Genomic DNA, 23,074 nt, shown 5'->3' with positions numbered 1-23,074 from the left:
TTGCCAAGGAGACACGTCATGACCCACGCCGCCAACGAACTGCTGCCCAGCCGCGCCGAGATCGAGCAGGCAGCCAAGGTCGTCTATGGCGCGATGGCGCCGACGCCGCAATTGTCATGGCCGCTGCTGAACCAGGCGCTGGGCGCCCAGGTGTGGGTCAAGCACGAGAACCATGCGCCGACCGGCGCCTTCAAGGTGCGCGGCGGCATGGTCTACCTCGACAAGCTGGTGCGCGAACAGCCGCAAGTGCGCGGCGTGATTTCCGCCACGCGCGGCAACCACGGCCAGTCGGTCGGGCTGGCGGCCAGCCGTTTCGGCCTGCAGGCCACCATCGTCGTCCCGCAGGGCAACAGCCGCGAAAAGAACGCCGCCATGCGCGCCTTGGGCGTCGCGCTGGTCGAGCATGGCAGCGAGTTCCAGGAAAGCCGCGAACATGCCCAGCAACTGGCGCGCGAGCAGCAACTGCACATGATCCCGTCGTTCCACCGCGACCTGGTGGCTGGCGTGTCGACCTACTGGATGGAGCTGATGGCCGCCCAGCCGGAGCTGGACGTGGTGCTGGTGCCGATCGGCCAGGGCTCGGGCATGTGCGGCGCGGTGGCCGCGCGCAATGCGCTGGGATGCAAGACGCGCGTGATCGGCGTGGTGTCGGCGCATGCGCTGGCGTACAAGCTGTCGTTCGAACAGGGAATAAAGGTCGAGTCGCCGGTGTCGACCCGCATCGCCGACGGCGTCGCCTGCCGCGTGCCTGATGAAGCTTCGCTGGCGGTGCTGCGGGCCGAGGTCGATGAAGTGATCGCCGTCACCGACGACGAAGTGATGGATGCCATGAAGATGTTCTTCATCGCCACCCACAACGTGGCCGAAGGCGCCGGCGCCTGTGCGCTGGCGGCCGCGCTGCAGATCCGTGCGCGCCTGCAGGGGCGCAAGGTCGGCGTGACGCTGTCGGGCGGCAATGTCGACCACGATGTGTTCGCCCGCGTGCTGATGCGGGAAGCCGCAACCGATGTGCATGCGATGGCGCAGGTGTTGCCATTGCGGCAGCGGAGGACGGCATGAACCGGCACGGCAATCGCACGCCGTCCCAATGGCTGCTGCAGCGCCGCCAGGTGCGCGCCACGCGGGTGGCGCAGGTGTGCACGCTGGAGGTGAGCCACGGCCGCGTGTGGGTGACGCAGGAAGGCCGCGCCGACGATTTCTGGCTGGAGTCGGGCCACAGCATGGTGCTGTTGCCGGGCGCGCTGGTGGTGATCGAGGCCGACCATGTGTCCAGCCTGCGCATCGAACCGGTGCTGATGCAAACCGCGCGGGCCTGGCTGCACCTGTGCTGTGCCGGCGCGCGCGGACTGGCGGCGGCCCTGGGCGGCAAGTTCCGGCATAACGCTTCGACCTTGCTGGGCAACGGGGAGGGGCGCTGACATGGACATGTTCCTGCCATTGATGTCGTTCGCCTTCGTCTCGTCGATCACGCCGGGGCCCAACAACATCATGCTGACGTCGTCGGGCATCTGGTTCGGTTTCCAGCGTTCGGTGCCGCACATGCTGGGCATCACGTTCGGCTTCGGCGGGCTGCTGGCCTTATGCGCATTCGGTATAGGCGCGCTGGTGATCGCCGTGCCGGGACTGACCTTCATTCTCAAGCTGCTGGGCTCGGCCTATCTGCTGTATCTCGCCTGGCAATTGCGCAACATGCGCGCGGCCGGCGGCGCGGGCACGGCGGTCCGGCCGATGTCGTTCTGGGGCGCGGCAGCGTTCCAGTTCGCCAATCCCAAGGCCTGGGTGATGGCCATTACCGGCGCATCGGCCTTCATGCCGATGCTGCATAACTATCCCGTGGGATTGGCGATCCTGCTTTACTGCCTGATTTTCTGCGCCATCAACCTGCCGTGCATTTCGGTATGGGCTGCTGCGGGCGCGGTGCTGCGGCGCTATCTCGACCAGCCGCTGTGGCGCACCGTGTTCGCGGCGACGATGGTGCTGCTGACGCTGTATTCGGCGCTGGCGATCTGGTTCTGAGCGGCAATCACCCATCGGAGAAGAGGCAAACACATGCAAGCGCAGAGCAACAGCGGCGGCGCGAAGCCGGCGGCGCCATCGGCGACGGGAAGCGAATCCAGGGGCATGTGGCTGGGGCTGGTCGGCGTGGCTATTTTCAGCCTGACGCTGCCGTTCACGCGCATCGCGGTGGCCGAACTCAACCCGGCCTTCATCGCTTTCGGGCGCGCGGTGGTGGCAGGCCTGTGCTCGCTGGCGCTGCTGGCCTGGATCAAGGCGCCGCGCCCGAATGCGCAGCAACTGCGGGGGCTGGTCATCACGGCGCTGGGCGTGGTGGTGGGCTTTCCCCTGTTTTCTTCGATAGCGATGCGCTATGTGCCGGCCTCGCATGGCGCCGTGGTGGTGGGGCTGCTGCCGCTGGCCACCGCCTTGTTCGGCGCGCTGCGTTTCGGCGAGCGTCCCTCGGCCGGGTTCTGGCTGGCGGCACTGGCCGGCTCCGGCATCGTGATCGCCTTCGCGCTGCGCGCAGGCGGGGGCAGTTTCCACCTGGCCGATTTCGCCTTGTTCGCGGCGGTGGTGACGGCGGCCATGGGCTATGCCGAAGGCGGCCGCCTTTCCCAATCGATGGGAGGGCAGCAGGTGATTGCCTGGGCGCTGGTGATCTCGCTGCCGGTGATGACGCCGGTGTCGCTGTGGCTGGGCTGGCAATACGGCGTGGCGGCGTCGCCGGCGTCATGGGTCGCGTTCGCCTATGTCTCGCTGTTCTCGATGTTCATCGGATTTTTCTTCTGGTACAAGGGCCTGGCCCTGGGCGGCATCGCCCGTGTCGGGCAAGTGCAATTGTTGCAACCCGTCATGACCCTGCTGGGCGCCGCCGTCATTGCCGGCGAGACGCTGGATGCGAGCAATATGCTGTTCGCGCTGGCCGTGATCGCCGTGGTGGCCATCGGGCGGCGCATGGCGGTAAGGCGATAGCCTCGCCCTGGCCGAGCCGGGGCGTGCATTGCGGGGGCGTACATTGCGAGTCGCCGTGACGCGCAATTGTCGGGCTAAAACCCCGGATATTTGAGATAATCGTGGTCTTATTTTTTCTTAATACGCAGAGCACGTGCGGCCTACCGGCAGGCATGGTGCGATGCAAAACAAGGAGTGCCGCATGTCCGTTTATGAAAAGCTGAAAGCACTGAACATCGAACTGCCTGCCGTGGCGACCCCGGCGGCGGCTTATGTGATGTATGCGCAAACCGGCAACACCGTTTTCCTCTCGGGCCACCTGGCCAAGAAGGACGGTCGTGTGTGGGTCGGACAGCTGGGACGCGACATCGGCACCGAAGATGCGAAACAGGCGGCACGCGCAGTGGCGATCGATCTGATCGCCACCCTGCAGGCGGCTTGCGGCGGCGACCTCACCCGGGTCAAGCGCATTGTCAAACTGATGAGCCTAGTCAACTCGACCGGCGAATTCATCGAACACCACCTGGTGACCAACGGCGCCTCCGAACTGATCGGCGAAGTCTTCGGCGAGGCGGGCAAGCATGCCCGTTCCGCCTTCGGCGTGGCGCAACTGCCCATGGGCGCCTGCGTCGAGATCGAAATGATCGCCGAGATCGCCTGATCCGGCGCAACGATCGTTCATGCAGCAACCTGCACCGGGCATGAGAATCCGGACAGGTCGTTGACCCGCCAGGTGGAACCCTGGACAGAACCAGCGACCGGGCCTGACATCGGCCCATCATTTTTTGCCGCGGCCGGTCGCCATCACATCACTGCAAAAACATCATGAAACTCGAAAATCCCGCTCCGCTGCAATGGCAGTTTTCCGACCGCGCCACCAAGATGCAAAGCTCGGCCATCCGCGAAATCCTGAAGGTGACGATGCGTCCCGACATCACCTCCTTCGCCGGCGGCCTGCCGTCGCCGCTGACCTTCCCGGTGGAACAGATGAAGGCCGCGTTCGACCGCGTGCTGTCGCAGCAAGGCAAGGTTGCCCTGCAATACGGCCCCACCGACGGCTACCTGCCGCTGCGCGAATGGATCGCCGGTTCGCTCTCCACCGACGGCGCCCAGATCCTGCCGGAGCAGGTGCTGATGGTTTCCGGCTCGCAGCAAGGCCTGGACCTGCTGGGCAAGGTGCTGGTCGATGAAGGCAGCAAGGTGCTGGTCGAAACCCCCAGCTACCTGGGCGCGCTGCAAGCCTTCGCGCTGTACGGCGCCAAGTTCGAATCGGTCCCCAGCGATGAGAACGGCCTGAAGCCCGAGTCCATCGAAGCCATCGCCGACGGCGCCCGCATGCTGTATTCGCTGCCCAACTTCCAGAACCCCACCGGCCGCACGCTGCCGACCGAACGTCGCATCAAGCTGGTCGAGACCTGTGCGCGCCTGGGCCTGCCGCTGATCGAGGACGATCCGTACGGCGCCCTGAGCTACCGCAATCCGCCGCTGCCCAAGATGCTGTCGATGAACCCGTCGGGCGTGATCTACATGGGTTCCTTCTCCAAGGTGCTGACGCCCGGCATCCGCCTGGGCTACGTGGTCGCTCCGCGCCCGCTGATCCTGAAGATGGAACAGGCCAAGCAAGCCACCGACCTGCACACCGCGCAACTGACCCAGATGGTGGTGTACGAGGCGATCAAGGACGGCTTCCTCGACCAGCACGTGCCGACCATCCGCAAGCTCTACGGCGACCAGTGCCAGGCCATGCTGGACGCGCTGCAGCAGTACTTCCCGGCCGGCTGCTCGTGGAGCAAGCCGGAAGGCGGCATGTTCGTCTGGGTGACGCTGCCCAAGCACATCGACACCGGCGCGCTGTTGAACGAAGCCGTCGAACAAGAGAAGGTCGCCTTCGTGCCGGGCGCGCCGTTCTTCGCCAACACCCCGGAGAAGAACACCATGCGCCTGTCCTTCGTCACCGTGCCGCCGGAACAGATCCGCGCCGGCGTGGAACGCCTGGGCAAGCTGATCGCCTCCAAGCTGTAAGCGGCGGCCGATGAAAATCGACAACCTGCCGTTCGGCACCACCGACTGGAGCAAGATCGAACCGACCGAGCATCCCGGCGTCACCGGCAAGGCCTTCTGGCGCACGTGCAAGTTCGGCGACGTCCGGGTGCGCATGGTGGAGTACACGCCCGGCTACCTGGCCGACCACTGGTGCGTGAAGGGCCACTTCCTGCTGTGCCTGGAAGGGGAACTGCACACCGAGCTGGAGGACGGCCGCACCTTCGTCCTCACGCCGGGCATGAGCTACCAGGTGGCGGACAACGCCGAGCCTCATCGGTCGTCCACCGAGGTTGGCGCCAGGCTGTTCATCGTCGACTGAATATCGTCGATCGGGTTTGTTGGCGGCATTCGAAAAATCGCATCGGACGAAAAATGCCGTTCAGTTAAACGCTGAACGGCATTTGTGTTTGTGGAGGCTTGTGGAGGTTTGTGGAATCCAGACCCCCTTCGCCCTGAGTAGCTGCGCAGCAGCGTATCGAAGGGCAGGCAAGACTGCTAACGCTGGCACGTTGGCTTCGATACGGCCTTGGCGGGCCTACTCAGCCCGAACGGACTCGGTGATGAGTGCTTCAGAATTAGCCTTAACTGAACGGCATTAGCGTCCAACAACGCGGTGCTTTTTCGTCAAGGCTCCAGCTTCAGCGTTTCGCCATGCTTGAGCGTGATGAACTGGTCGGCCGGGAGATGCGCTTCCTTCAGCGCCTCGGCCAGTTTTTGCGGCGGCTCGTCCAGCGGCTCGTCGGCCAGTTCGAAGGTCCCCCAATGAATGCCGATGGAGCGCTTGGCGCGCACGTCCTCATGAATCAAGACCGCCTGGGCCGGATCGACGTGCTGGTTCTGCATGAACCAGCGCGGCGCATAGGCGCCGATGGGAATGAGCGCCAGGTCGAAGCCGCCGAAGCGTTCGCCGATGTCGCGGAAATCCCCGGAGTAGCCGGTGTCGCCGGCGAAGTACATCGAATACGGCTCGCTTGGTTCGGCCGCCGGCGCCTCGCTGGTGGCCGGCGCCTTCAGGTTCTGGAACACCCAGCCGCCCCATAGCGTTTCAGAGCGGTCGAACAGGCCGCGCGCCGACCAGTGCGCGGCCGGGACGAAATAGATGTCCAGGCTGCCCAGCGACAGCTTGTCCCACCAGTCCATCTCGCGCACATTGGTGATGCCGATGCCGTTCATCCAGTCGCGCACGCCCAGCGGCACCAGGAACAGCGGCGGGCCGCCCGGCTGCAGGTTCAATTGCTCGACGCTGGCGCGATCCAGATGGTCGTAGTGGTTGTGCGAGATCACCACCACGTCGATGTGCGGCAACTCGGCAATCTGCACCGGCAGCGGCGCCTTGCGTTTGGGGCCGATGAAAGAGAAGGGCGAGGCGCGTTCGGAAAACATCGGGTCGGTCAGCACGTTGCGCCCGCCAATCTGCAGCAGCGCCGTGGCGTGGCCGATCCAGGTCACGCTGGGCGCCTGGCGGTTGGCCTTGAGCCAGGCCAGGTCGGGCTTGGCCAGCGGGAACTGGTAATCGTTGGCCGGCGGCTTGGGCAAGCCTGCGGTGATGCGTTCCCACTGCCACTTCCAGAACGAGGGGCGCGGCGGTTGCGGATAGTTGTTGCGGAAACCGGTTTCGGTACGGTTCGATTTGCCGGGATCGTAATACTTGTTGGAGGAAGAGCAGCCGGCCAGCGCGGTGGCCAGCGCCAGGGCGGCAATGATGGCCAGTCGGAACCGATGTGCGGGCTTGGAAGAATGGTCGTGCTGCAGCGGAGTTTGCGGCATGGAAAAGGCGCGGGCGGGATGGCGCGATCAATATCGATAGCAGATATCCTATCAGTTCAAGCTCATCCGGGCGCAGTGCAAAAAAGCCAGCGACCAGGGTAATGCCGTTCAGTTAAGCCGAAATTTCCCCGTCGCCCTGACGAAGGTCAGGGCCCGGCGTCGCTCAGCGACCGTTGATACACAACGAAAGACACCGGATCCCGGCCTTCGCCGGGATGACGATTTGCAGATGGAAGACTTGCCTGAACGTATTACGGCAACCGGAGCATGATGCCTGTAGTGACCGGCTTGTATCATGGGCAGGCGCTTACATCACATACTGCGCCAGGCCGTGGCCGAAGGACCAGTTGCCCTTGTCGCCTTCGACCAGGCTGATCATCACGTCCTCCGGCCGCACGCCGGGATCTTTCCCCAGCCTTTCCACGATGCGCGCGAACAGCGTGTTCTTCTGCGCCTGCGTGCGGGTATTGCTGACGGTCAGTTGGATCAGCACGAAACCGTCCGAACGTTCTATGCCCATGTAATTGCGGCTGAATACCAGTTCTTCCGGATCATGCTCGGTCAGCACCATGAAGCGGTCTTCTTCCGGCACGTTGAAGGTTTCGCGCAGCGCCTGGTAGATGTTGTCCAGGATGGCGGCGCGGTAGGCGCGCGGCTTGCCGCGCAGCAGGGATACTCGGACCAGGGGCATGACGATCTCCTTTTCAGATTTACCGATTTTCAGATGACGGGATGGCAAGTGGGGGCCAGCGGCCGGCGGACATGGGCGCTGTCTACGGGCCGATGAAAAGCATGCTACGCTCCGTCAATCATTTGTAAAATAACTTATTAAGTATTTCAATGATTTGATTTTTAAATCATTGGAAGGCAGAAGGAGCCCCATGGAACGACCGCTCGACCTCGACGCCGTACAGGCCTTCGTCCTGGTGGCCGACCTGCAAAGCTTCACGCGCGCGGCGGAAGCGCTGGACAGCACGCAGTCGGCCGTCAGCCTCAAGCTCAAGAAACTGGAACAGCGGCTGGCGCGCCGCCTGATGGAGCGTACCCCGCGCCTGGTGCGGCTGTCGGCCGACGGCCAGGCATTCCTGCCGGCCGCGCGCGAACTGCTGGCCGCGCATGAGCGCGCGCTGGGCAAGCTGGCGCAGGGCGCGGCGCGTTTTTCGGTGGGCATCAGCGACCACGTGGCCGGCAGCGGTTTCGCCAAGGTGCTGGCCCAGGTCAACGGCTACGACCCGGGCGTGGTGATCGAGGCTCGGATCGCTTCCTCGCGCGATCTCATGCAGCAATACGAGCGCGGCGAACTGGACGCGGCCATCGTGCGGCGCGAGCCGCAGGACGTCGGCGGAGAGCTGTTGATGGAAGAGCGCCTGGGCTGGTTCGCCGCCCCGCAAAGCAATTGCTGGTCGGGCGATGTCTTGCGGGTGGCCACGTTCTCGTCGTCATGCCGTATCCGCGAACTCTCGATTTCCCGGCTCGACGATGCCGGCATTCCGTGGGTGGAGGTGTTCGTGGGCGGCGGCATCCAGGCGGTGGGGGCTGCGGTCACAGCCGGGCTGGCGGTGTCGGCGCTGCTGTACCGCACGGCGCCGGCCGGCGCCATCGACGTCGGCGCCCAATTGGGCTTGCCGCCGCTGCCGCTGGCGCAGGTGATGCTGCATTCGCGGCTCAAGCAGGCGCGCACGCGCGAAGCGCTGCGCACCCTGGCGGCCGCGTTGAAAGCGGCCTGATCCTTCCGAGCCGGTTCAGGCCTTGGCTGCTTGCGGCGCCATGCGGCCGGAGATGGCCATGCGGTTGAGCGCATTCATCAGCGCGATGGCGATGGTCAGCTCGGAGAATTCCTTTTCGTTGAAATGGGCGGCGGCGGCCTGGTAGTCCGCGTCCGGCGCGGCGGTTTCGCCGATGCGGGTGACCACCTCGGCCCAGGCCAGCGCCGCCTGTTCGCGCGGCGAGAACAACGTCCCGGCCTCATGCCAGACCGGCACCAGCACCAGCTTGTCGACTGTCATGCCGCTCTTGAGCAGGTCGCGCGAATGCTTGTCGATGCAATAGGCGCAGCCGTTGATGAGCGACACGCGCAGGAACACCAGCTCCACCAGCTCGGCCGGCAGGCTGCAATCTTTCAGGTAATTGTTGGCGGCCAGCAGATGGTTGTAGGGTTCGGTGGCATTTTTGTACATGTCGATGCGCTTGCTCATGGCGGGACCTTTTCCTTGGAGTGATGGTGAGCCGCCATGATGCCGGCGCATGGCCCAGTCGGGAAGTGCCAAGAATCACTATTTCATATAGTCCATGAATGGCTTGTCAGAGCAGCGCAAGGATGCGCTTGGCCAGGTGCTGCGCTTGCCGCTGCGATGCGATATTGGTGAAACTCAGCATCAGCATCGGCGGCAGGCCCGGTCGGGTTTCCAGCACGCATTCGGACAGCGCGCGGCTGAACATGCCATCGGCGCGCATGCGTTCGGCCAGGGCTCGGTCGGAGCGGCGGCCGCGCAGGCGCAGCAGCAGGTGCATGCCGCCGGGTTGGGCCTCGACCTGCATGTACTTGCCCAGCACCGCATCCAGCCCGGCGGCCGCCAGTTCGCGCCGTTCGCTGTAGAGGCGCCGCATGCGCTGGATGTGGCGGGCGAAATGCCCTTCGGCCATAAAGGCGGCGACGATGCCTTGCGTGAGCGCCGGGCTGCCGCCGGAGAAGCAGCGCGCGGTCTGCTCGAAGCGCGCCGCCTGCGACACCGGCGCCACCAGGTAGGCCAGCCGTATCGCCGGGAACAGCACCTTGCTGAAGGTGCCCGCATACAGCACGCGGTCGTCCCGGTCCAGGCTCTTCAAGGCTGGCAGCGGCCGGCTGACGTAGCGGTATTCGCCATCGTAATCATCCTCCACGATCCAGGCCTGATGGCGCGAAGCCCAGTCCAGCAGCTCGATGCGCCGCTGCAGCGACAGCGTCACGCACAGCGGGCTGTGGTGGGCCGGCGTCACCACCGCGGCCCGCGCGCGCGGCGCCCGTTCAAGCCCGGAGCGTACTTGCAGTCCCTCATGGTCGACCGGTATACCTGCCAGCGTCATGCCGGCCTCGCGCAACAAGGCGCCGGCGGGTGGATAGCCGGGGTCTTCCACCCAGACCTGGTCGCCGGGCTGGAGCAAGGCGCGCGCGGCAAGGTCGAGCGAATCGCGGTAGCCGGCGGTGACGAAGACCTGCGCCGGCGAGCACACGATACCGCGCGACAGTTGCAGGTAGCGCGCGATCTCCACCCGCAGCGCGTCCAGGCCGGCCGGCGGCGGATACAGCATGTCGGCCGGCTGGGTGGCGCGCACCGCACGCGCCGCCAGGCGTGCCCAGATCTTGCGCGGAAAGGCATCCAGCGCCGGCACGCCCATCTGGAAGGGGCGCAGCGCCGGGGCCGGAGCAGTGCCGCGCACGGCTGGCGCGGAATCATCGGGGGCAATGGAGGCGGGCAGGGCGGGTGCGGCGCCGGCGGTCACCGGGAGGGCTTTCAGCCCGCTTGCCACCACGGTGCCCGCCTGGCCGCGCGCTTCGATGTAGCCTTCCGCCGCCAGCAATGAATAGGCGCTTTCCACCGTGCCGCGCGCCAGCCCCAGTTCGGCTGCCAGCGCCCGCGCCGAAGGAATGCGGTCGCCCGGTTCCAGCAGGCCGTCGGCCATGGCCGAGCGCAGACGGGTGTAGATCTGGCGGTAATAGGGTTCGCCGGCAGCCGGGTTGAGCTGGAGGAAGTCATGCGTCGCGGTAGATTTCATGGTCCAGTTGGAATGTCGTTTCTTGGCACTGCCGATTATGCCATTCGAAAACTAAGATGGCGCCATTGCAGATCCAGGTATCCATACATCCACATATCCACACATCCAAAGAAAGCACCGGGAGGAACCATGAGCAAACGCCTGCAGGAACTGGCAAAAACACAATGGCGCATCGCCGACTCCGCGTTGCGCCATGCCGACGCCGACGATGAGCGGCGCGCCTGCTACGTCGTCATGCGCGAGCTGCGCCCGCATCTCGACAGCGAAGACGCGTTCATCGAACGCATCGGCCGCGCTGCCGACGAAAGCTATCGCATCTTGGCCGCCTGGGAAGGCGGCCAGGTCATGGCGCTGGCCGGTTACCGTTTCCAGGAGAACCTGGTGTACGGCAAGTTCCTCTATGTCGACGACCTTGTGAGCGCAGAACACGCGCGCGGCAAGCGCTGGGGCGAGCGTTTGCTCAAGGCGCTGGAGGCGGTCGCGGCGCAAGCCGGCTGCGCGCGCCTGGTGCTGGATACCGGCATGGCCAACGCGCTGGCGCAGCGCTTCTACTTCCGCCAGGGCCTGCTGACGGGAGCCATGCGTTTCGGCAAGGCCATCGGAGGCGCGGCATGAAGATCCTGCATATCTCGGCCAGCCCGAAGAGGGAAGGCTCCAGCAGCTGGTGGCTGTCGCAGCAGATTGTCGGGTGCCTGGCGCAGCGCGCGGGCCATGCCGCCGTCACGGTGCGCGACCTGTACGCGGACCCCATCGCCCACGTCGACGATGCCTACGCCGAAGCGCTGGGTTCGCCCGTCGGCAAGACGGATGAAGGCGCCGCCGGCGGCGCGCTGGGAATGTCGGAACAGCTGATCCGGGAGCTGGAGCTGGCCGACAGCGTGGTGATTGGCACGCCCATGCATAACTACACCGTGCCGTCCGCGTTGAAAGCCTGGATCGATCACGTGGTACGCGTGCGCCGCACCTTCGCCATCACGCCTGACGGCAAGGCCGGCTTGCTGCGCGATAAGCCGGTGTATGTCGGCATTGCCGCCGGCGGCAGGTTTTCCGGGCCATCGGCGCGCCAGGCGGATTTCCTCACGCCTTATCTGAAAGCGGTACTGGCCACCATCGGTTTGCATGACTTGCGGTTCTACAGCATGGAAGGCCTGGCCCAGGGCCCGGACGTTGTCGCCGCCGAACGGAAACGGATGGAGCTGGTGCTGGGCGCGGCATTTTCAAGGGCCTGAGGCGATAAAAATATCGGTGAAAAATTCCTTGAAAAGCAAAAAGCGCGTCCCTAGATTCGGGAAGAGCCTGTTACGTTAAACAGGTTCCAGCAGATGCTCAAACGCGAGGTCTGCAACAAAAACATCGCTTACTTTGAAAGGATAGTTTTATGCGTACTTTTGACTTTTCCCCCCTGTACCGTACCGCAATCGGCTTCGATCGCCTGGCCCAGATGTTCGACAACGCCCAGCGTGCCGATCAGCCCAGTTACCCGCCGTACAACATCGAATTGGTGGCCGAAGACAAATACCGGATCACGATGGCCGTCGCCGGCTTTGCCCGCAGCGAAATCGAGATCGAAACCGAGAATGAAGCCCTGAAGATCGTGGGCCGCAAGCAGAAGGAAGACCGGCAAGTCAACTTCCTCCACCGCGGCATCGCCGCCCGCGATTTCGAGCAGCGCTTCCAGCTGGCCAACCACATCAAGGTGGTCGGCGCCAGCATGGAAAACGGTTTGCTCAACATCGAACTGGTGCGCGAGATCCCGGAAGCGTTGAAGCCGCGCAAGATCGAGATCGGCGCTGCGGAAGACAGCGTCCAGCGCCTGGAGCGCGCTGCCGCCTGAACTGGCTCATCGCTGGCCGATGCCCAGTTGCAGAGTGCAGTAGTGCAAGTAGTGCAGTAGATGTAGCAGCACAGAAATAGTCGTAGTCATGGGAGGCCCGCGCGAGCGGGCCTCTTTTTTTGTGCCGGTTTTTGCGTCGGTTTTTGTGCCGGTTTATCCCGCCTGTCTCTGCCATCCCGCCGGCTCAGAACGTCCACAGCAGGCTGAAGCCTCCGGTGACGCTGGCGGTGGTGAACCCTTCCGGCCTGACCAATGGCGTGGCAAGGAAAATATCGTACGACAGCTTGTAGACGGCGCCGCGCAGGCCCAGCGCCGTGCCGGCCAGGCGCTGCCCGGTCAGGAACTGGGCGGAGGGGCCGGCGACCGCGCCGGTATCCACGCCAAGGTATAACTCCTGGCCGCTCTGTCCCAGGCCCAGGGCGATTTCATTGCGCAGGAACCAGCCGCGCTCGGCCTGCAAGGTCAGGTCGCCATCGAAGCCCCGCACCGTATACCGCCCGCCGATGGAGAACTGGTCCTGCGGCGGCAGAGCTCCCCGGTTCCATTGGGCGCGTGCCGTGCCCGCGTAGCGCAAGGCCGCCGGGCCTAATTGGAACGGCACATTCAGCGAGGCATCGGCCAGGAATAATCCATAGCGGGTGCCGATCTGCGGCAGGTCGAATTCATTGACGGGTTCCGCGCCTTGCCGATCGAGGGAGCGCCGGTAGGCAAGGGTGGCATCGGCGGTGGCGTCACCGATGAATTCGCGATGATTGATGCCGGCTTCCCAGGAAGTTGTGCGGCGTTGCTGCGGACCGATTTCGGTGTCGTCGATGGCGTTGTAGGATGTGCGCAGCAGGCCTTTCAGGTAGGGCGTGGTTTTGCGCACGCCATCGCGGTAGATCAGGCGGGAAAGCTTCAATTCGCTGGTTTCGGAACGGCCGCTGTAAATGAAATTCTCAAAGGCGCCGGCCACGGTCTGGTGATATTTGCTGCCCGATATGGTCGCCGAAAAAAGCCAGTAACCGAACGGTAGCGAATAATGCAAGGTGTAGCCATTGCTGCCTTCCTCGCCATAATGTCCCAGGCTGCGATTGACGCTTACGTAGAACAAATCGTTGAGCGTCCACCAGTTGTCATAAGCCAGCGTCAGCCCTGCCTGGTATTTCCCGGTTGCGCGCGAGCCGCCATCGTCCAGCGAGGCGGACAGCCGGAAGGGAAAAGCCTGCTGGTACTGGATCACCAGGTCGCTGTCGCCCGGCTGGGCATCCGCGCCTTCCGATGGCGTGATCTGGATGTCGGCTTGCGCGGTCGGCACGCGTTTGAAATTCTCCAGGCCTTGTTCGATATCGCGCAGATTGAGGATGTCGCCGGGATTGACCGGCAAGGCATTGCGCGCGGTGCCGCGCGGGTCGGCATCGGGCGCGAACCGTATGGTGCGCACCTTCCCGGGGAAGACGCTCAGCACCAGCCGCCCGCTGCGCAAATCTTGCGGCATCGCGACAATGCGCGTGGTGGTGTAGCCGCGCGCGATCACGGCATTTTGTACGCGCGCCAGCACAGTATTGACCCCCTTGCTGCCGAGACAGCGGCCGGATGCGCCATCCGGACCGGTCACGCTGTCGAGCGCAAATCCGAAGCGCTCGGCAGCGGGACCCTCCAGCGTGACGGAAGAGACCAACTGGCATGGCTGCTCATGTTCCGGGAACACAGGCATCGTGCTTGCCGCTTCAGGCGGGGTAATGGGTTTTACATCAGGACGCGTCTCCTGCTGCTGCCGCAGCACGCGCTCACGTTCGCGTTGCAATTGCTCCTGGTTGGCGGCGGTTTGCGCGAGGGCGGAGGCGCAGAGAAAGAAGGGCGAGGCTAACAGCGCAAGACGCGCGAGGGAAAGACGGGAAAGCATTTTTTAATTTTTATGTAAGAAAAATCCGTGACGTAGCTGAAAAAATTGCTTAAGAAAAACTATGTTGCGAAATACCTTCTTTAATTTTACTTTTTGGCAATAAAAAATTCTCATTTCTCAAGAAAGTATACACATTAATCTTGACGTAAATTAACATCCCATCCCTTGAGAAGTTATTTGTTGCGATACGGCAAGCGCGTCATGGCTCAGCGTGGGACTGAAGCAGCGGACGCGAAGATCAAAAAAGAAAAATCCAAGGGGTATCAGTTTGAACAGTCAGCGCTACAAGGTCGTCTTCAACCGACGCCGGGGCCAGTTCATGGCCGTTGCAGAAAACGCATCCACCATCAGCGGTACATCATCCACCCACTCTGCGAACCCTGCCGGCGTAGCCGCCGAGCTGCCTCGGGCGCTGCGCTTTTCGCTGCTTGCCGTGGCACTGGCCATGTCGCTCAATACGGTAGTGGCGCACGCCCAGATCTACAGCGACCGCAATGCCCCGCGCAACCAGCAGCCGACCGTGCTGTCCAGCGGCAATGGCGTGCCGGTGGTCAACATCCAGACGCCCAGTAGCGCCGGCGTGTCGGTCAACGCCTATCGCCAGTTCGATGTGAACGCCAACGGCGCCATTCTCAATAATTCCCGCGGCGCCGTGCAGACCCAATTGGGCGGTTATGTGCAGGGCAATCCCTGGTTGGCCACAGGCGCGGCCCGCGTGATCGTGAACCAGGTCAATTCGGCCAACCCCAGCTACCTGCGCGGCTATGTGGAAGTGGCCGGCGATCGCGCCCAGGTGGTGATCGCCAACCCGGCCGGCATCACCTGCTCCGGCTGCGGTTTCATCAACGCCAACCGCGCCACGCTGACCACGGGTACGCCGGTGATCTCTGGCGGCAGTCTGGAGGCTTATCGTGTGGCCGGCGGCGTGGTGACAGTGGACGGCGCGGGGCTGGACGCCAGCGGCAGCGACTACGCCGATATCATCGCGCGCGCGGTGCGCATCAACGCCGGCGTGTGGGCGCAGGATTTGAAGGTGTCGGCCGGCTTGAACACGATCAGCGCCGGCCACGACCAGGTCACCCCCGGCGTGCCGCCCGGCGACGCGGCGCCAGGTGTGGCCATCGACGTGGCGCAACTGGGCGGCATGTATGCGCGCCATATCTACCTGGCATCGACCGAACATGGCGTGGGCGTGCGCAACCAGGGCACCATCGGCGCGGCGGCGGGCGACGCCATCGTCACCGCCGACGGGCGCCTGGAAAACAGCGGCGCCCTGACGGCCACGCAAGCGCTGACCGTGCAAACCACCGGCGCCATCGCCAATACCGGTGGCATGGGCGCCAACGGCGCGGTGGCGCTGACCGCGGGTGCGCTGGACAACCGCGGCAGCATCAACTCGGCACAAGGCTCGCTCAGCCTCGCCAGCGACGGGCCGGCCATCAACCGGGGCCGCATCGAAGCGGCCCAGGCAGTGTCGCTGGCCGCCGGCGGCGTCGACAACGACGGCGGCGCGATCGGCGCCGCCAATATCGCCCTCGACAGCCGCCGCCAGGCCTTCAGCAACGTGCGCGGCAACATCGTGGCGCAAGACGGCCTGACGGTATCCAGCGGCAACCTGAACAACGACGCCGGCCTGCTGCAGGCCCTCGGCAACATCGCTATCGATACCAACGGCCAGACCGTGGCGAATACGAACTCGGGAGCCACGCAAGGCATCATCGCCCAGGGCGCGCTGACCATGACGGCCGGCGCCGTCGTCAACCAGGGCGGCTATCTGGGCGCCGGCGGCAACCTGGCGATCGCGGCGGCGACGGTGGACAACAGCGCAGGCGTCATCGGCGCCAGCGCGCTGGCAACACTGGACGCCACGGACATCACCAATGCCGGCGGCAAGATCCAGGCCAAGGGCGGCCTCAGCATCAATGCCGCAGGCGGCACGGCGGACAACAGCGGCGGCTTGCTGCGCTCCGATGGCGCCGTCACGGTGCAGGCAGCCACGCTGCGCAACGACAACACGCAGGGGCAGGAACTAGGCATCGAAGGCACAACCATCGCGCTCAACGCCCAGGACGTATCGAACCGCCAGGGCGCGATGCGCGCCGACGCCGCGCTCACGCTCGAGGCGCGCGGCCGCATCGATAACACGGCCGGCCTGCTGTCCTCATCCGGCCAGCTCGCCATCACCGACATGCAGGCCACGCAGGCCATGCGCACGCTGGCCGTGGACAACGCCGGCGGCACCATCATCGCCGCCCGGCAGGTCGATATCGCCGCGCGTGCGCTGGCCGGCAACGGCAAGGTGCTGAGCCAGAAAGACCTGAACATCGCGCTGGCCGATTCGATCGTCAACAGCGGGCAGATTGCCGCCAGCGGCGATGCCGTCGTCTCCACCGCCGGCACCTTCGCCAATGCCGGGGCGGTCGCCGCTGGCGGCAAGCTGGCGCTGACCGCCGCCACCATCGACAACCAGGCTGCCGGATCGCTGGTGGCCAGTACGCTCAACCTGAAGGCGACCGACGTCCACACCTTCACCAACCGCGGCCTGATCGATGGCGGCACGACGGTCATCGAAAGCAGCACCGTCAACAACATCGGCACCGGCCGCATCTACGGCGACAACGTGGCCATCGGCGCCGATGTGCTCAACAACGTGGCCGAAACGGTTGGCGGCGTGACCACGGCCGCGGTGATCGCCGCCCGCAACCGGCTCGACATCGGCGCCGGCGTCATCAACAACAGCGAACACGCACTGATCTATTCGGCCGGCGACATGGTCATCGGCGGCGCGCTCGACGCGTCGAAAAAAGCCATCGGCATGGCGCGCGAGATCAACAACAGCAGCGCCACCATCAACGCCGACGGCAACCTGACGATTGCCGCCAATACCATCAACAACACCAACGCGCATCTGGAGACCAGCGACCAGGTCGGGCCGGGCAACCGCATCATCACGTATCGGCTGAACGGGTCTTCCAACCTGATCGACGGCAATTCGGCGCGGCTGGTCAATCTCGGCTCCGGCCAGGTGGTCGGCCCCTATAACTGGCGTGACATGGGGGATGAAGACAATTTCCGCCTGGTTTTGCCATCGGATGCCTACCCGGTGGAGCGCTATGGGCCTCCCTTCACTTATTCCAAAGGCGTCAAATACGGGGACAATGCCATTGCGCCAGCTTATGTGCCCGATTGGCAAGAGGGAAGCAATGGTGGGGAATCGACCATCACCTATCATCCGGCCATCATCAACTACGAGAGCAGCGACCGGATCTGGACGGTGATGGGCGTGACGCCGCCAGTAGACCCAGGGGCAGGGCCCGGGGGGCCACCACAGCCGGGCGAAATGTGCTACGACTCCTGCGTTTCCATCCCGGTTGATCCGGCGGAGTATGCAGCGTGGCAGTCTGCGTATGCAGCCTGGAAACCCCGATATGACGCATACATAGCCACCCTGCAGGTTCTGAACGACAAGATCGATGCGTTCAATAACAACGTACGCAGTCGTTCAGCCCGCGAATGGACCATCTACGACGGCACCGAGCAAATCACCCGCACCGTCGTCACCAAGAGCGACCCCGGCATGATCACCTCCGGCGGCAACATGACGCTGGCCGCCGGCGCGGTGAACAACTACGCCAGCCAGATCATCGCCGGCGGCACCGTGGCCGGCGACAGCGTCAACGGCACCGCGATCAATAACACCGGCCCGCTGGGCGTGCAGAGCGTGACCTCGACCGGCTCGGCCAGCTACACCTACATCAAGAGCCACACCTTCAGCGCCGACGACCGCCGCTACGATGACGCGCCTTACCAATCGCAGACCATCGTCACCAATTTCCAATTGGACATCACGCCCACCAGCGGCGCCGGGCCCAACCGCAACAATACGGTCAAGGCGGTAGCCGCCGCCGTCTCCGGCGCGTCGGGCCAGAGCGCCGCGGCGATCAGCATCCGCACCGCCAACCTCAACCTCGCGCTGCCCAACAATGCGCTGTACCGCATTGACACCGCGCCGGGCAACCGCTACCTGGTCGAGACCGATCCGAAGTTCACCAACTACCGCAGCTGGCTGTCTTCCGACTTCATGCTCAACCAGCTGCAAAGCACGCCCGACAGCACCATCAAGAAACTCGGCGACGGCTTCTACGAGCAGCAACTGGTGCAGCAGCAGATCCAGCAAGCCATCGGCCAGCGCTACCTGGCCGGCTACACCAGCAACGAAGCGCAATACATGGCGCTGATGAACGCCGGCGTGCAACAGGCCCAGGCCTTCAACTACACCGTCGGCGTGGCGCTGAGCGACGCCCAGATCGCGCAGCTCACCTCCGACATCGTCTGGATGGTCAAGCAGACCGTGACGCTGGCCGACGGCAGCACGCAGGAAGTACTGGTGCCGCAGGTCTACCTGCGCGCCTCCAACGTCCAGGTCACCGGCCAGGGCACGCTGATCGCCGGCAACGACGTGGCATTCCAGACCGCGCAAGACATCGTCAACAGCGGCGGCACCATCGCCGCGCGCCAGACCGTTTCGCTGGCGGCGGATAACATCCAGAACCTGGGCGGGCGTATCTCGGGGACGAATGCGGTGTTGTCGGCGGCGACTGATATCAACAACCTGGGCGGCGCCATTGACGGCAGCGATCGTGTGGTACTGGCCGCCAATGGCGACATCAACATCAACAGTACACGCGTCGAAACCGCCAATGCTGTTACGACCGGCGCCAACATCAGCCAGGTCGCCAGTGTCACCGGCAAGGATCTGACGATCGCGGCCGGGCGCGATCTCGTTGCCAACGCCGCCGTGATCGGGGCCACCGGCGATGTGGCATTGTCGGCCGGCCGCGACGTCAATCTCGGCACGGTCAACCAGGGCTACCGCCAGGAGATCAACTGGGCCAGCGACAGCGGAGCCTCGAACTGGATCGGTGCGCTAACCGGCCCGAACTTCGTCGACCAATCCAACGGCGCGCATGGTACGACCGAGAGCGGCGTAAACCGGGCCACCCTGAGCGCCAGCCAGGATGTAGCCACGCAGATCACTGGCAACAACGTCACCATCAATGCCGGGCGCGATTTGAACGCCCAAGGGACACAGGTCGTGGCCGAGGCCGCGCTGGCCGCCGCCGCCGGCCGTGACATCAACATCAGCACAGCCAACGAATCGGCCAGTGCGCGCGACCAGCACCAGCACAGCTCCAGCGGGATTCTTTCCGGCTCCACTATCCAGACGGACGACGCCAGCAGCTACAGCAACCAGATCGGCAGCACCTTCTCCGGCAACACTACCGTGCTGGCTGCAGGTCGGGATGCCAACATCACCGGCAGCGATGTGGTGTCCACTCAAGGCACGCAGGTCACCGCAGGCAATGACATCAACATCGTCGCCGCCACTGATACCAGCAGCGAGTCGCATTACCGAAAGGAAACCACTTCCGGGGTCTTCAGTGGTGGTGGGTTGGGCGTGACGGTGGGCAGCAAGATGCAAAGCAGCAATTTCGCCCATAACAGCAGCACCGAAAGCGCGTCGACTGTTGGCGCGACAGACGGCAACGTGGTGCTGGTGGCTGGCAACCGCTACAGCCAAATAGCCAGTAATGTCATCGCGCCCCAAGGCGATGTAAGCATTGTCGGCAAGCAGGTCGACATCCTTGCCGGCATCAATACCGAACAGAACATTCAGGAAACACTGTTCAAGCAACAGGGCGTGACGGTACAGGTCACTAATCCGGTGATTTCCGCTATCCAGTCGGTGATGTCGCTGCAGGAATCCAAGGGCAAGACCAAGAATGGACGCGCCAAGATGCTGGCAGATGCGGCTACTGCATTGACGCTGGCCAATGCCGCTGCGCAGGTTTCCGGCAGTGCCGCGCCGGCTGGAGGCATTGACCTGGCCATCTCGCTTGGCAGCTCAAGCAACCAGAGCAAGACCGTGCAAAGCAGCACCACCACGGCCGCATCGACGGTGGCTTCGGGAGGAACGACCACGATCGCTGCCACCGGTGCAGGCACGGACAGCAACCTGACGATTGTTGGCAGCGAAGTGACGGGTACCAACATCAACCTGATCGCCGACAATCAGATCAACTTGCTGGCCCAGCGCAACACCAACGAGGAACACAGCACCAACAAAGGCAGTTCTGCCAGCGTAGGCGTGTCCATCGGCACTTCCGGCGTGATGTTCAACGCCAGTGCCTCGGGCAGCCGTGGCAAGGGTGATGGCAGCGACAGCGACTACAGCAACACGCACATCACTGCCAACAACCAGCTGACCATGGCTTCGGGCGGCGACATGACGCTCAAGGGCGCGGTCGCCGCGGGCAACCAGGTGATCGCCAATGTTGGCGGGAACCTGAATATTGAGAGCTTGCAGGACACTAGTAACTACAAGAGCCAGCAGCAAAGCTTGGGCGGTAGTGTGTCGGTCGGTCTTGGAGGCGGTTTCTCCGGCAGCATCAGTGCCAGCCAGAGCAAGGTGGATGGCAACTATCAGAGCGTGATTGAACAAAGCGCCATCAATGCCGGCGACGGCGGCTTTCAGGTGAACGTCTCCGGTAATACTGACCTCAAGGGCGCGAAGATCGCCAGCACGGATAAGGCAGTGGAAGAAGGCAGGAACCAATTCCAGACCGCCAGCCTGACAATGAGCGACATCCAGAACAAGAGCGAGTACAAGGCGGAGAGCCAGAGCGTCAGTGCTGGTGGCGGATACAGTGGTGGCAATACCTCGTTGAACGGTACGGGGCTGGGATTTGCAAATGAAAGTGGAAGCGACGCCAGCGTAACCAAGTCGGGTATTTCGGGTAGGGCAGGTGATGCCACCGTCAGGAGTGACAAGGACAGCAGCAATGCACTGGTGAAGAACTGGAATGCTCAGGCGCTGCAGGCGGATGTAGAGGCACAGGCCAAGATCGTGGAGGCCTTTGGCAAGCAGGCGGCGCTGGGCATTGGCACGTATGCTACAAGCAAGCTCAATGAACTGAACCGCAAGATCGACAGTGAAACGGATCCGCAGAAAAAAGAACAGTTGGAAGCAGAAGCAAAAAACTGGGCTGAAGGAGGTGCTTACCGTACGGCGCTGCATGCGGCAGCTGGCGCACTTGGTGGTGGTTTAGCCGGTGCTGCGGGGGCGACTTTGTCGGCGGTGTCCATGCCGGTAATTGCCGACGTGATTGGAAAGATGGATGTGCCCCAAGCAGTAAAGCAGGCCTTGGAGCAGGTCGCGGCGGCGGCGCTGGGGGCGGCTGTGGGCGGAGCGCAGGGAATGTCGTCGGCTGTGAGTGTTGAGGCTAATAATCGGCAATTGCACCAAAGTGAGCGAGATTGGGCCAAGCAAAATGCGGAAAAATATCGCCAATATCTGAACGACACAACTGGCGAAACGATAACTAATGAAGAATCCTATCAACGGTTACTTTCCGCTGGCTATGCAATTGTTGATGCTGCAGCAGAAAAGGGCGGAAAGAGTGACGAATACGCTAAGAAATTTATTGCCATCAATAAGACAGAAGATCTGTTCAAAGCCACTGCAGCTGAACGTGTGAATCCCTTCTTAGGTGGGAATGCCGATGGTAGCTGGACTCCGGAGCAACAGGCTAGGTTCGGGGCCAAGACGCCAGGAGAAGCCGCCAGTAAGCTCGTTACTCAAGCGGTCGATTATCTCAATAAACCATGTGGCAATAATTGCGGTAGTAAATTCGATGCCATCAATGACGCTGTCAATGCGCTCGAAGCTGCTAAAGTTCTTTATCAAGATGACCCCAAGAGCGTGACGTTGATCAATCAGCAGATTGATCAGCTCAAAGCAGGGATTACGCAAGATGAAATCGTACGAGGTGCGGCTCAGTCGATTAGCACCACAGATAAGGATATTGCATTTGCATTGTTAGGAGGAAGCGCGAAGCCGACACTTTCAGCCGCAGCACAAAGCAGCACAGCTAAGGCAATGCTGTTGACCGAGCTGGAACGAAGTGGAATCAAGATTACCCCTGAGAATGTGGTTGAAATTAGTAAATTGGCTAACGGAAAGATTGTGTTCCTGGAGCAGGGAAATTCCAAAGCAGGGTTGCAACACATCATTGAGCGACATGCTGTGGATTTTGAAAATAAAGGAATTCCCCAGACTGATATTCCATCGTTAGTTATGTCTGCGTTGAATCAAGGAAGAATAGTTGGAACGAATGGGAGTGCACCAGTTTACGAAGTTGTCTATAACGGATCGAAGCAGCATGTTGCAATTGGGGTTGCCACTAATGGTTATATTGTTCGTGCTAATCCTGTCAGCACATGGAGATAAATTGAAATGAGAACTATCCGACTCTTGGCAGAATATCTGGCACCACCATTTTTTGACCCATCAATAGAGAACATGGGGCATATTGATCCTAGTGATTTGCCTATTTCTAAAAATCTATGTAACGAAATTAATGATTGGAATCAGGAGTTTCAGAAAACATTTTGTGATTTTTATCCGCCCGATTCCGGTTTTCCTACCCCAGATGCCGAATTAGACTTTAAGCGGCGTGGCGCTGTATTGGCGGAGAAGTTGCAGGCGGAGTTAGGAAAGGAATTTCATATTGAATATTGTTATACATCTGAATCAGGTGGTTAGTGAATCGTCCCGACTGCATTAGGCACTTTTCAGTCTGTTGAAATATTGCTTCAGTAGTTCGGCGGGAATGGCCAGCAAGACTGCCGGACTTGCTTTCGGTTTGCGGGGCATATTCACTCCTTGGGAACATCTTATGCCCTAAATGTTGATTTGCATTGAAAACTGACCCACTTTCCCCGGAAATTTGCATCCAAAGTTGACCCATGTTTAGACCACAATCCTGCTCATGACAGCGAGC

General features: G+C 62.7%; 19 protein-coding genes. 13 read left to right on the top strand and 6 right to left on the bottom strand.

Features of this window, described 5'->3' with window-relative positions:
• Positions 1–18: 18 nt before the first annotated feature.
• From FB597_RS16045 to FB597_RS16015, 7 genes are all read left to right on the top strand, one after another.
• Positions 19–1,059 carry a threonine dehydratase gene (locus FB597_RS16045; RefSeq protein WP_144770068.1) on the top strand — a complete coding sequence of 347 codons (1,041 nt, stop codon included), beginning with the start codon at positions 19–21 and terminating at the stop codon, positions 1,057–1,059.
• Positions 1,056–1,418, top strand: coding sequence for a DUF2917 domain-containing protein (locus FB597_RS16040; protein ID WP_144770067.1), 363 nt, complete (start codon positions 1,056–1,058; stop codon positions 1,416–1,418). The genes FB597_RS16045 and FB597_RS16040 overlap by 4 nt, the downstream gene beginning before the upstream one ends.
• Before the next feature lies 1 nt (position 1,419).
• Positions 1,420–2,016, top strand: coding sequence for a LysE family translocator (locus FB597_RS16035; RefSeq protein WP_141914732.1), 597 nt, complete (start codon positions 1,420–1,422; stop codon positions 2,014–2,016).
• Positions 2,017–2,049: 33 nt separating this feature from the next.
• Entirely contained in the window at positions 2,050–2,970 is a 921-nt protein-coding gene (locus tag FB597_RS16030; RefSeq protein ID WP_144770066.1) for a DMT family transporter, read from the top strand.
• 181 nt (positions 2,971–3,151) lie between these two features.
• Positions 3,152–3,610: a RidA family protein gene (locus FB597_RS16025; RefSeq protein WP_141914730.1), complete on the top strand. Its 459-nt coding sequence runs from the start codon at positions 3,152–3,154 to the stop codon at positions 3,608–3,610.
• Between the two features lie 164 nt (positions 3,611–3,774).
• Positions 3,775–4,971, top strand: a complete 1,197-nt coding sequence (locus FB597_RS16020) for a PLP-dependent aminotransferase family protein (RefSeq protein WP_141914729.1) — start codon at positions 3,775–3,777, stop codon at positions 4,969–4,971.
• Positions 4,972–4,981: 10 nt separating this feature from the next.
• Complete coding sequence (locus FB597_RS16015) at positions 4,982–5,311, top strand: DHCW motif cupin fold protein (RefSeq protein ID WP_144770065.1); 330 nt, start codon at positions 4,982–4,984, stop codon at positions 5,309–5,311.
• A 305-nt stretch (positions 5,312–5,616) separates the two neighbouring features.
• Here the strand turns inward: FB597_RS16015 and FB597_RS16010 are convergent, their stop codons facing one another.
• Positions 5,617–6,759, bottom strand: coding sequence for an MBL fold metallo-hydrolase (locus FB597_RS16010; protein ID WP_144770064.1), 1,143 nt, complete (start codon positions 6,757–6,759; stop codon positions 5,617–5,619).
• A 307-nt stretch (positions 6,760–7,066) separates the two neighbouring features.
• On the bottom strand, positions 7,067–7,450 hold the full coding sequence (locus FB597_RS16005) for a tautomerase family protein (protein WP_141914726.1): 384 nt from the start codon (positions 7,448–7,450) through the stop codon (positions 7,067–7,069).
• Between the two features lie 190 nt (positions 7,451–7,640).
• Between FB597_RS16005 and FB597_RS16000 the strand changes: the two genes are divergently transcribed.
• Positions 7,641–8,486, top strand: a complete 846-nt coding sequence (locus tag FB597_RS16000) for a LysR family transcriptional regulator (protein WP_144770063.1) — start codon at positions 7,641–7,643, stop codon at positions 8,484–8,486.
• 15 nt (positions 8,487–8,501) lie between these two features.
• Here the strand turns inward: FB597_RS16000 and FB597_RS15995 are convergent, their stop codons facing one another.
• The 3 genes from FB597_RS15995 to FB597_RS20600 form a co-directional block, all read right to left on the bottom strand.
• Positions 8,502–8,954 carry a carboxymuconolactone decarboxylase family protein gene (locus FB597_RS15995; RefSeq protein WP_141914724.1) on the bottom strand — a complete coding sequence of 151 codons (453 nt, stop codon included), beginning with the start codon at positions 8,952–8,954 and terminating at the stop codon, positions 8,502–8,504.
• 106 nt (positions 8,955–9,060) lie between these two features.
• Positions 9,061–10,512: a PLP-dependent aminotransferase family protein gene (locus FB597_RS15990; RefSeq protein WP_144770062.1), complete on the bottom strand. Its 1,452-nt coding sequence runs from the start codon at positions 10,510–10,512 to the stop codon at positions 9,061–9,063.
• A 35-nt stretch (positions 10,513–10,547) separates the two neighbouring features.
• Positions 10,548–10,685 carry a hypothetical protein gene (locus FB597_RS20600; protein WP_144770061.1) on the bottom strand — a complete coding sequence of 46 codons (138 nt, stop codon included), beginning with the start codon at positions 10,683–10,685 and terminating at the stop codon, positions 10,548–10,550.
• Between FB597_RS20600 and FB597_RS15980 the strand changes: the two genes are divergently transcribed.
• The 3 genes from FB597_RS15980 (at position 10,642) to FB597_RS15970 (ending at position 12,346) form a co-directional block, all read left to right on the top strand.
• Positions 10,642–11,127 carry a GNAT family N-acetyltransferase gene (locus tag FB597_RS15980; protein WP_144770060.1) on the top strand — a complete coding sequence of 162 codons (486 nt, stop codon included), beginning with the start codon at positions 10,642–10,644 and terminating at the stop codon, positions 11,125–11,127. The genes FB597_RS20600 and FB597_RS15980 overlap by 44 nt on opposite strands.
• Positions 11,124–11,741 carry an FMN-dependent NADH-azoreductase gene (locus FB597_RS15975; RefSeq protein WP_144770059.1) on the top strand — a complete coding sequence of 206 codons (618 nt, stop codon included), beginning with the start codon at positions 11,124–11,126 and terminating at the stop codon, positions 11,739–11,741. The genes FB597_RS15980 and FB597_RS15975 overlap by 4 nt, the downstream gene beginning before the upstream one ends.
• Positions 11,742–11,890: 149 nt before the next feature.
• Complete coding sequence (locus FB597_RS15970; protein WP_141914720.1) at positions 11,891–12,346, top strand: Hsp20 family protein; 456 nt, start codon at positions 11,891–11,893, stop codon at positions 12,344–12,346.
• Between the two features lie 184 nt (positions 12,347–12,530).
• Here FB597_RS15970 and FB597_RS15965 read toward each other — a convergent pair whose 3' ends face one another.
• Positions 12,531–14,231: a ShlB/FhaC/HecB family hemolysin secretion/activation protein gene (locus FB597_RS15965; RefSeq protein WP_186442797.1), complete on the bottom strand. Its 1,701-nt coding sequence runs from the start codon at positions 14,229–14,231 to the stop codon at positions 12,531–12,533.
• 268 nt (positions 14,232–14,499) lie between these two features.
• Here FB597_RS15965 and FB597_RS15960 point away from each other — a divergent pair, with 268 nt between their 5' ends.
• Together FB597_RS15960 and FB597_RS15955 are read left to right on the top strand one after the other, a co-directional pair.
• Positions 14,500–22,521, top strand: coding sequence for a hemagglutinin repeat-containing protein (locus FB597_RS15960; RefSeq protein WP_144770058.1), 8,022 nt, complete (start codon positions 14,500–14,502; stop codon positions 22,519–22,521).
• Positions 22,522–22,527: 6 nt separating this feature from the next.
• Entirely contained in the window at positions 22,528–22,836 is a 309-nt protein-coding gene (locus tag FB597_RS15955) for a hypothetical protein (protein WP_144770057.1), read from the top strand.
• Positions 22,837–23,074 lie beyond the last annotated feature (238 nt).

It is taken from the genome of Herbaspirillum sp. SJZ099 (genome assembly GCF_007828355.1).
Lineage (GTDB): Bacteria > Pseudomonadota > Gammaproteobacteria > Burkholderiales > Burkholderiaceae_D > Herbaspirillum.
This window is presented reverse-complemented; position numbering and strand designations above follow the sequence as displayed.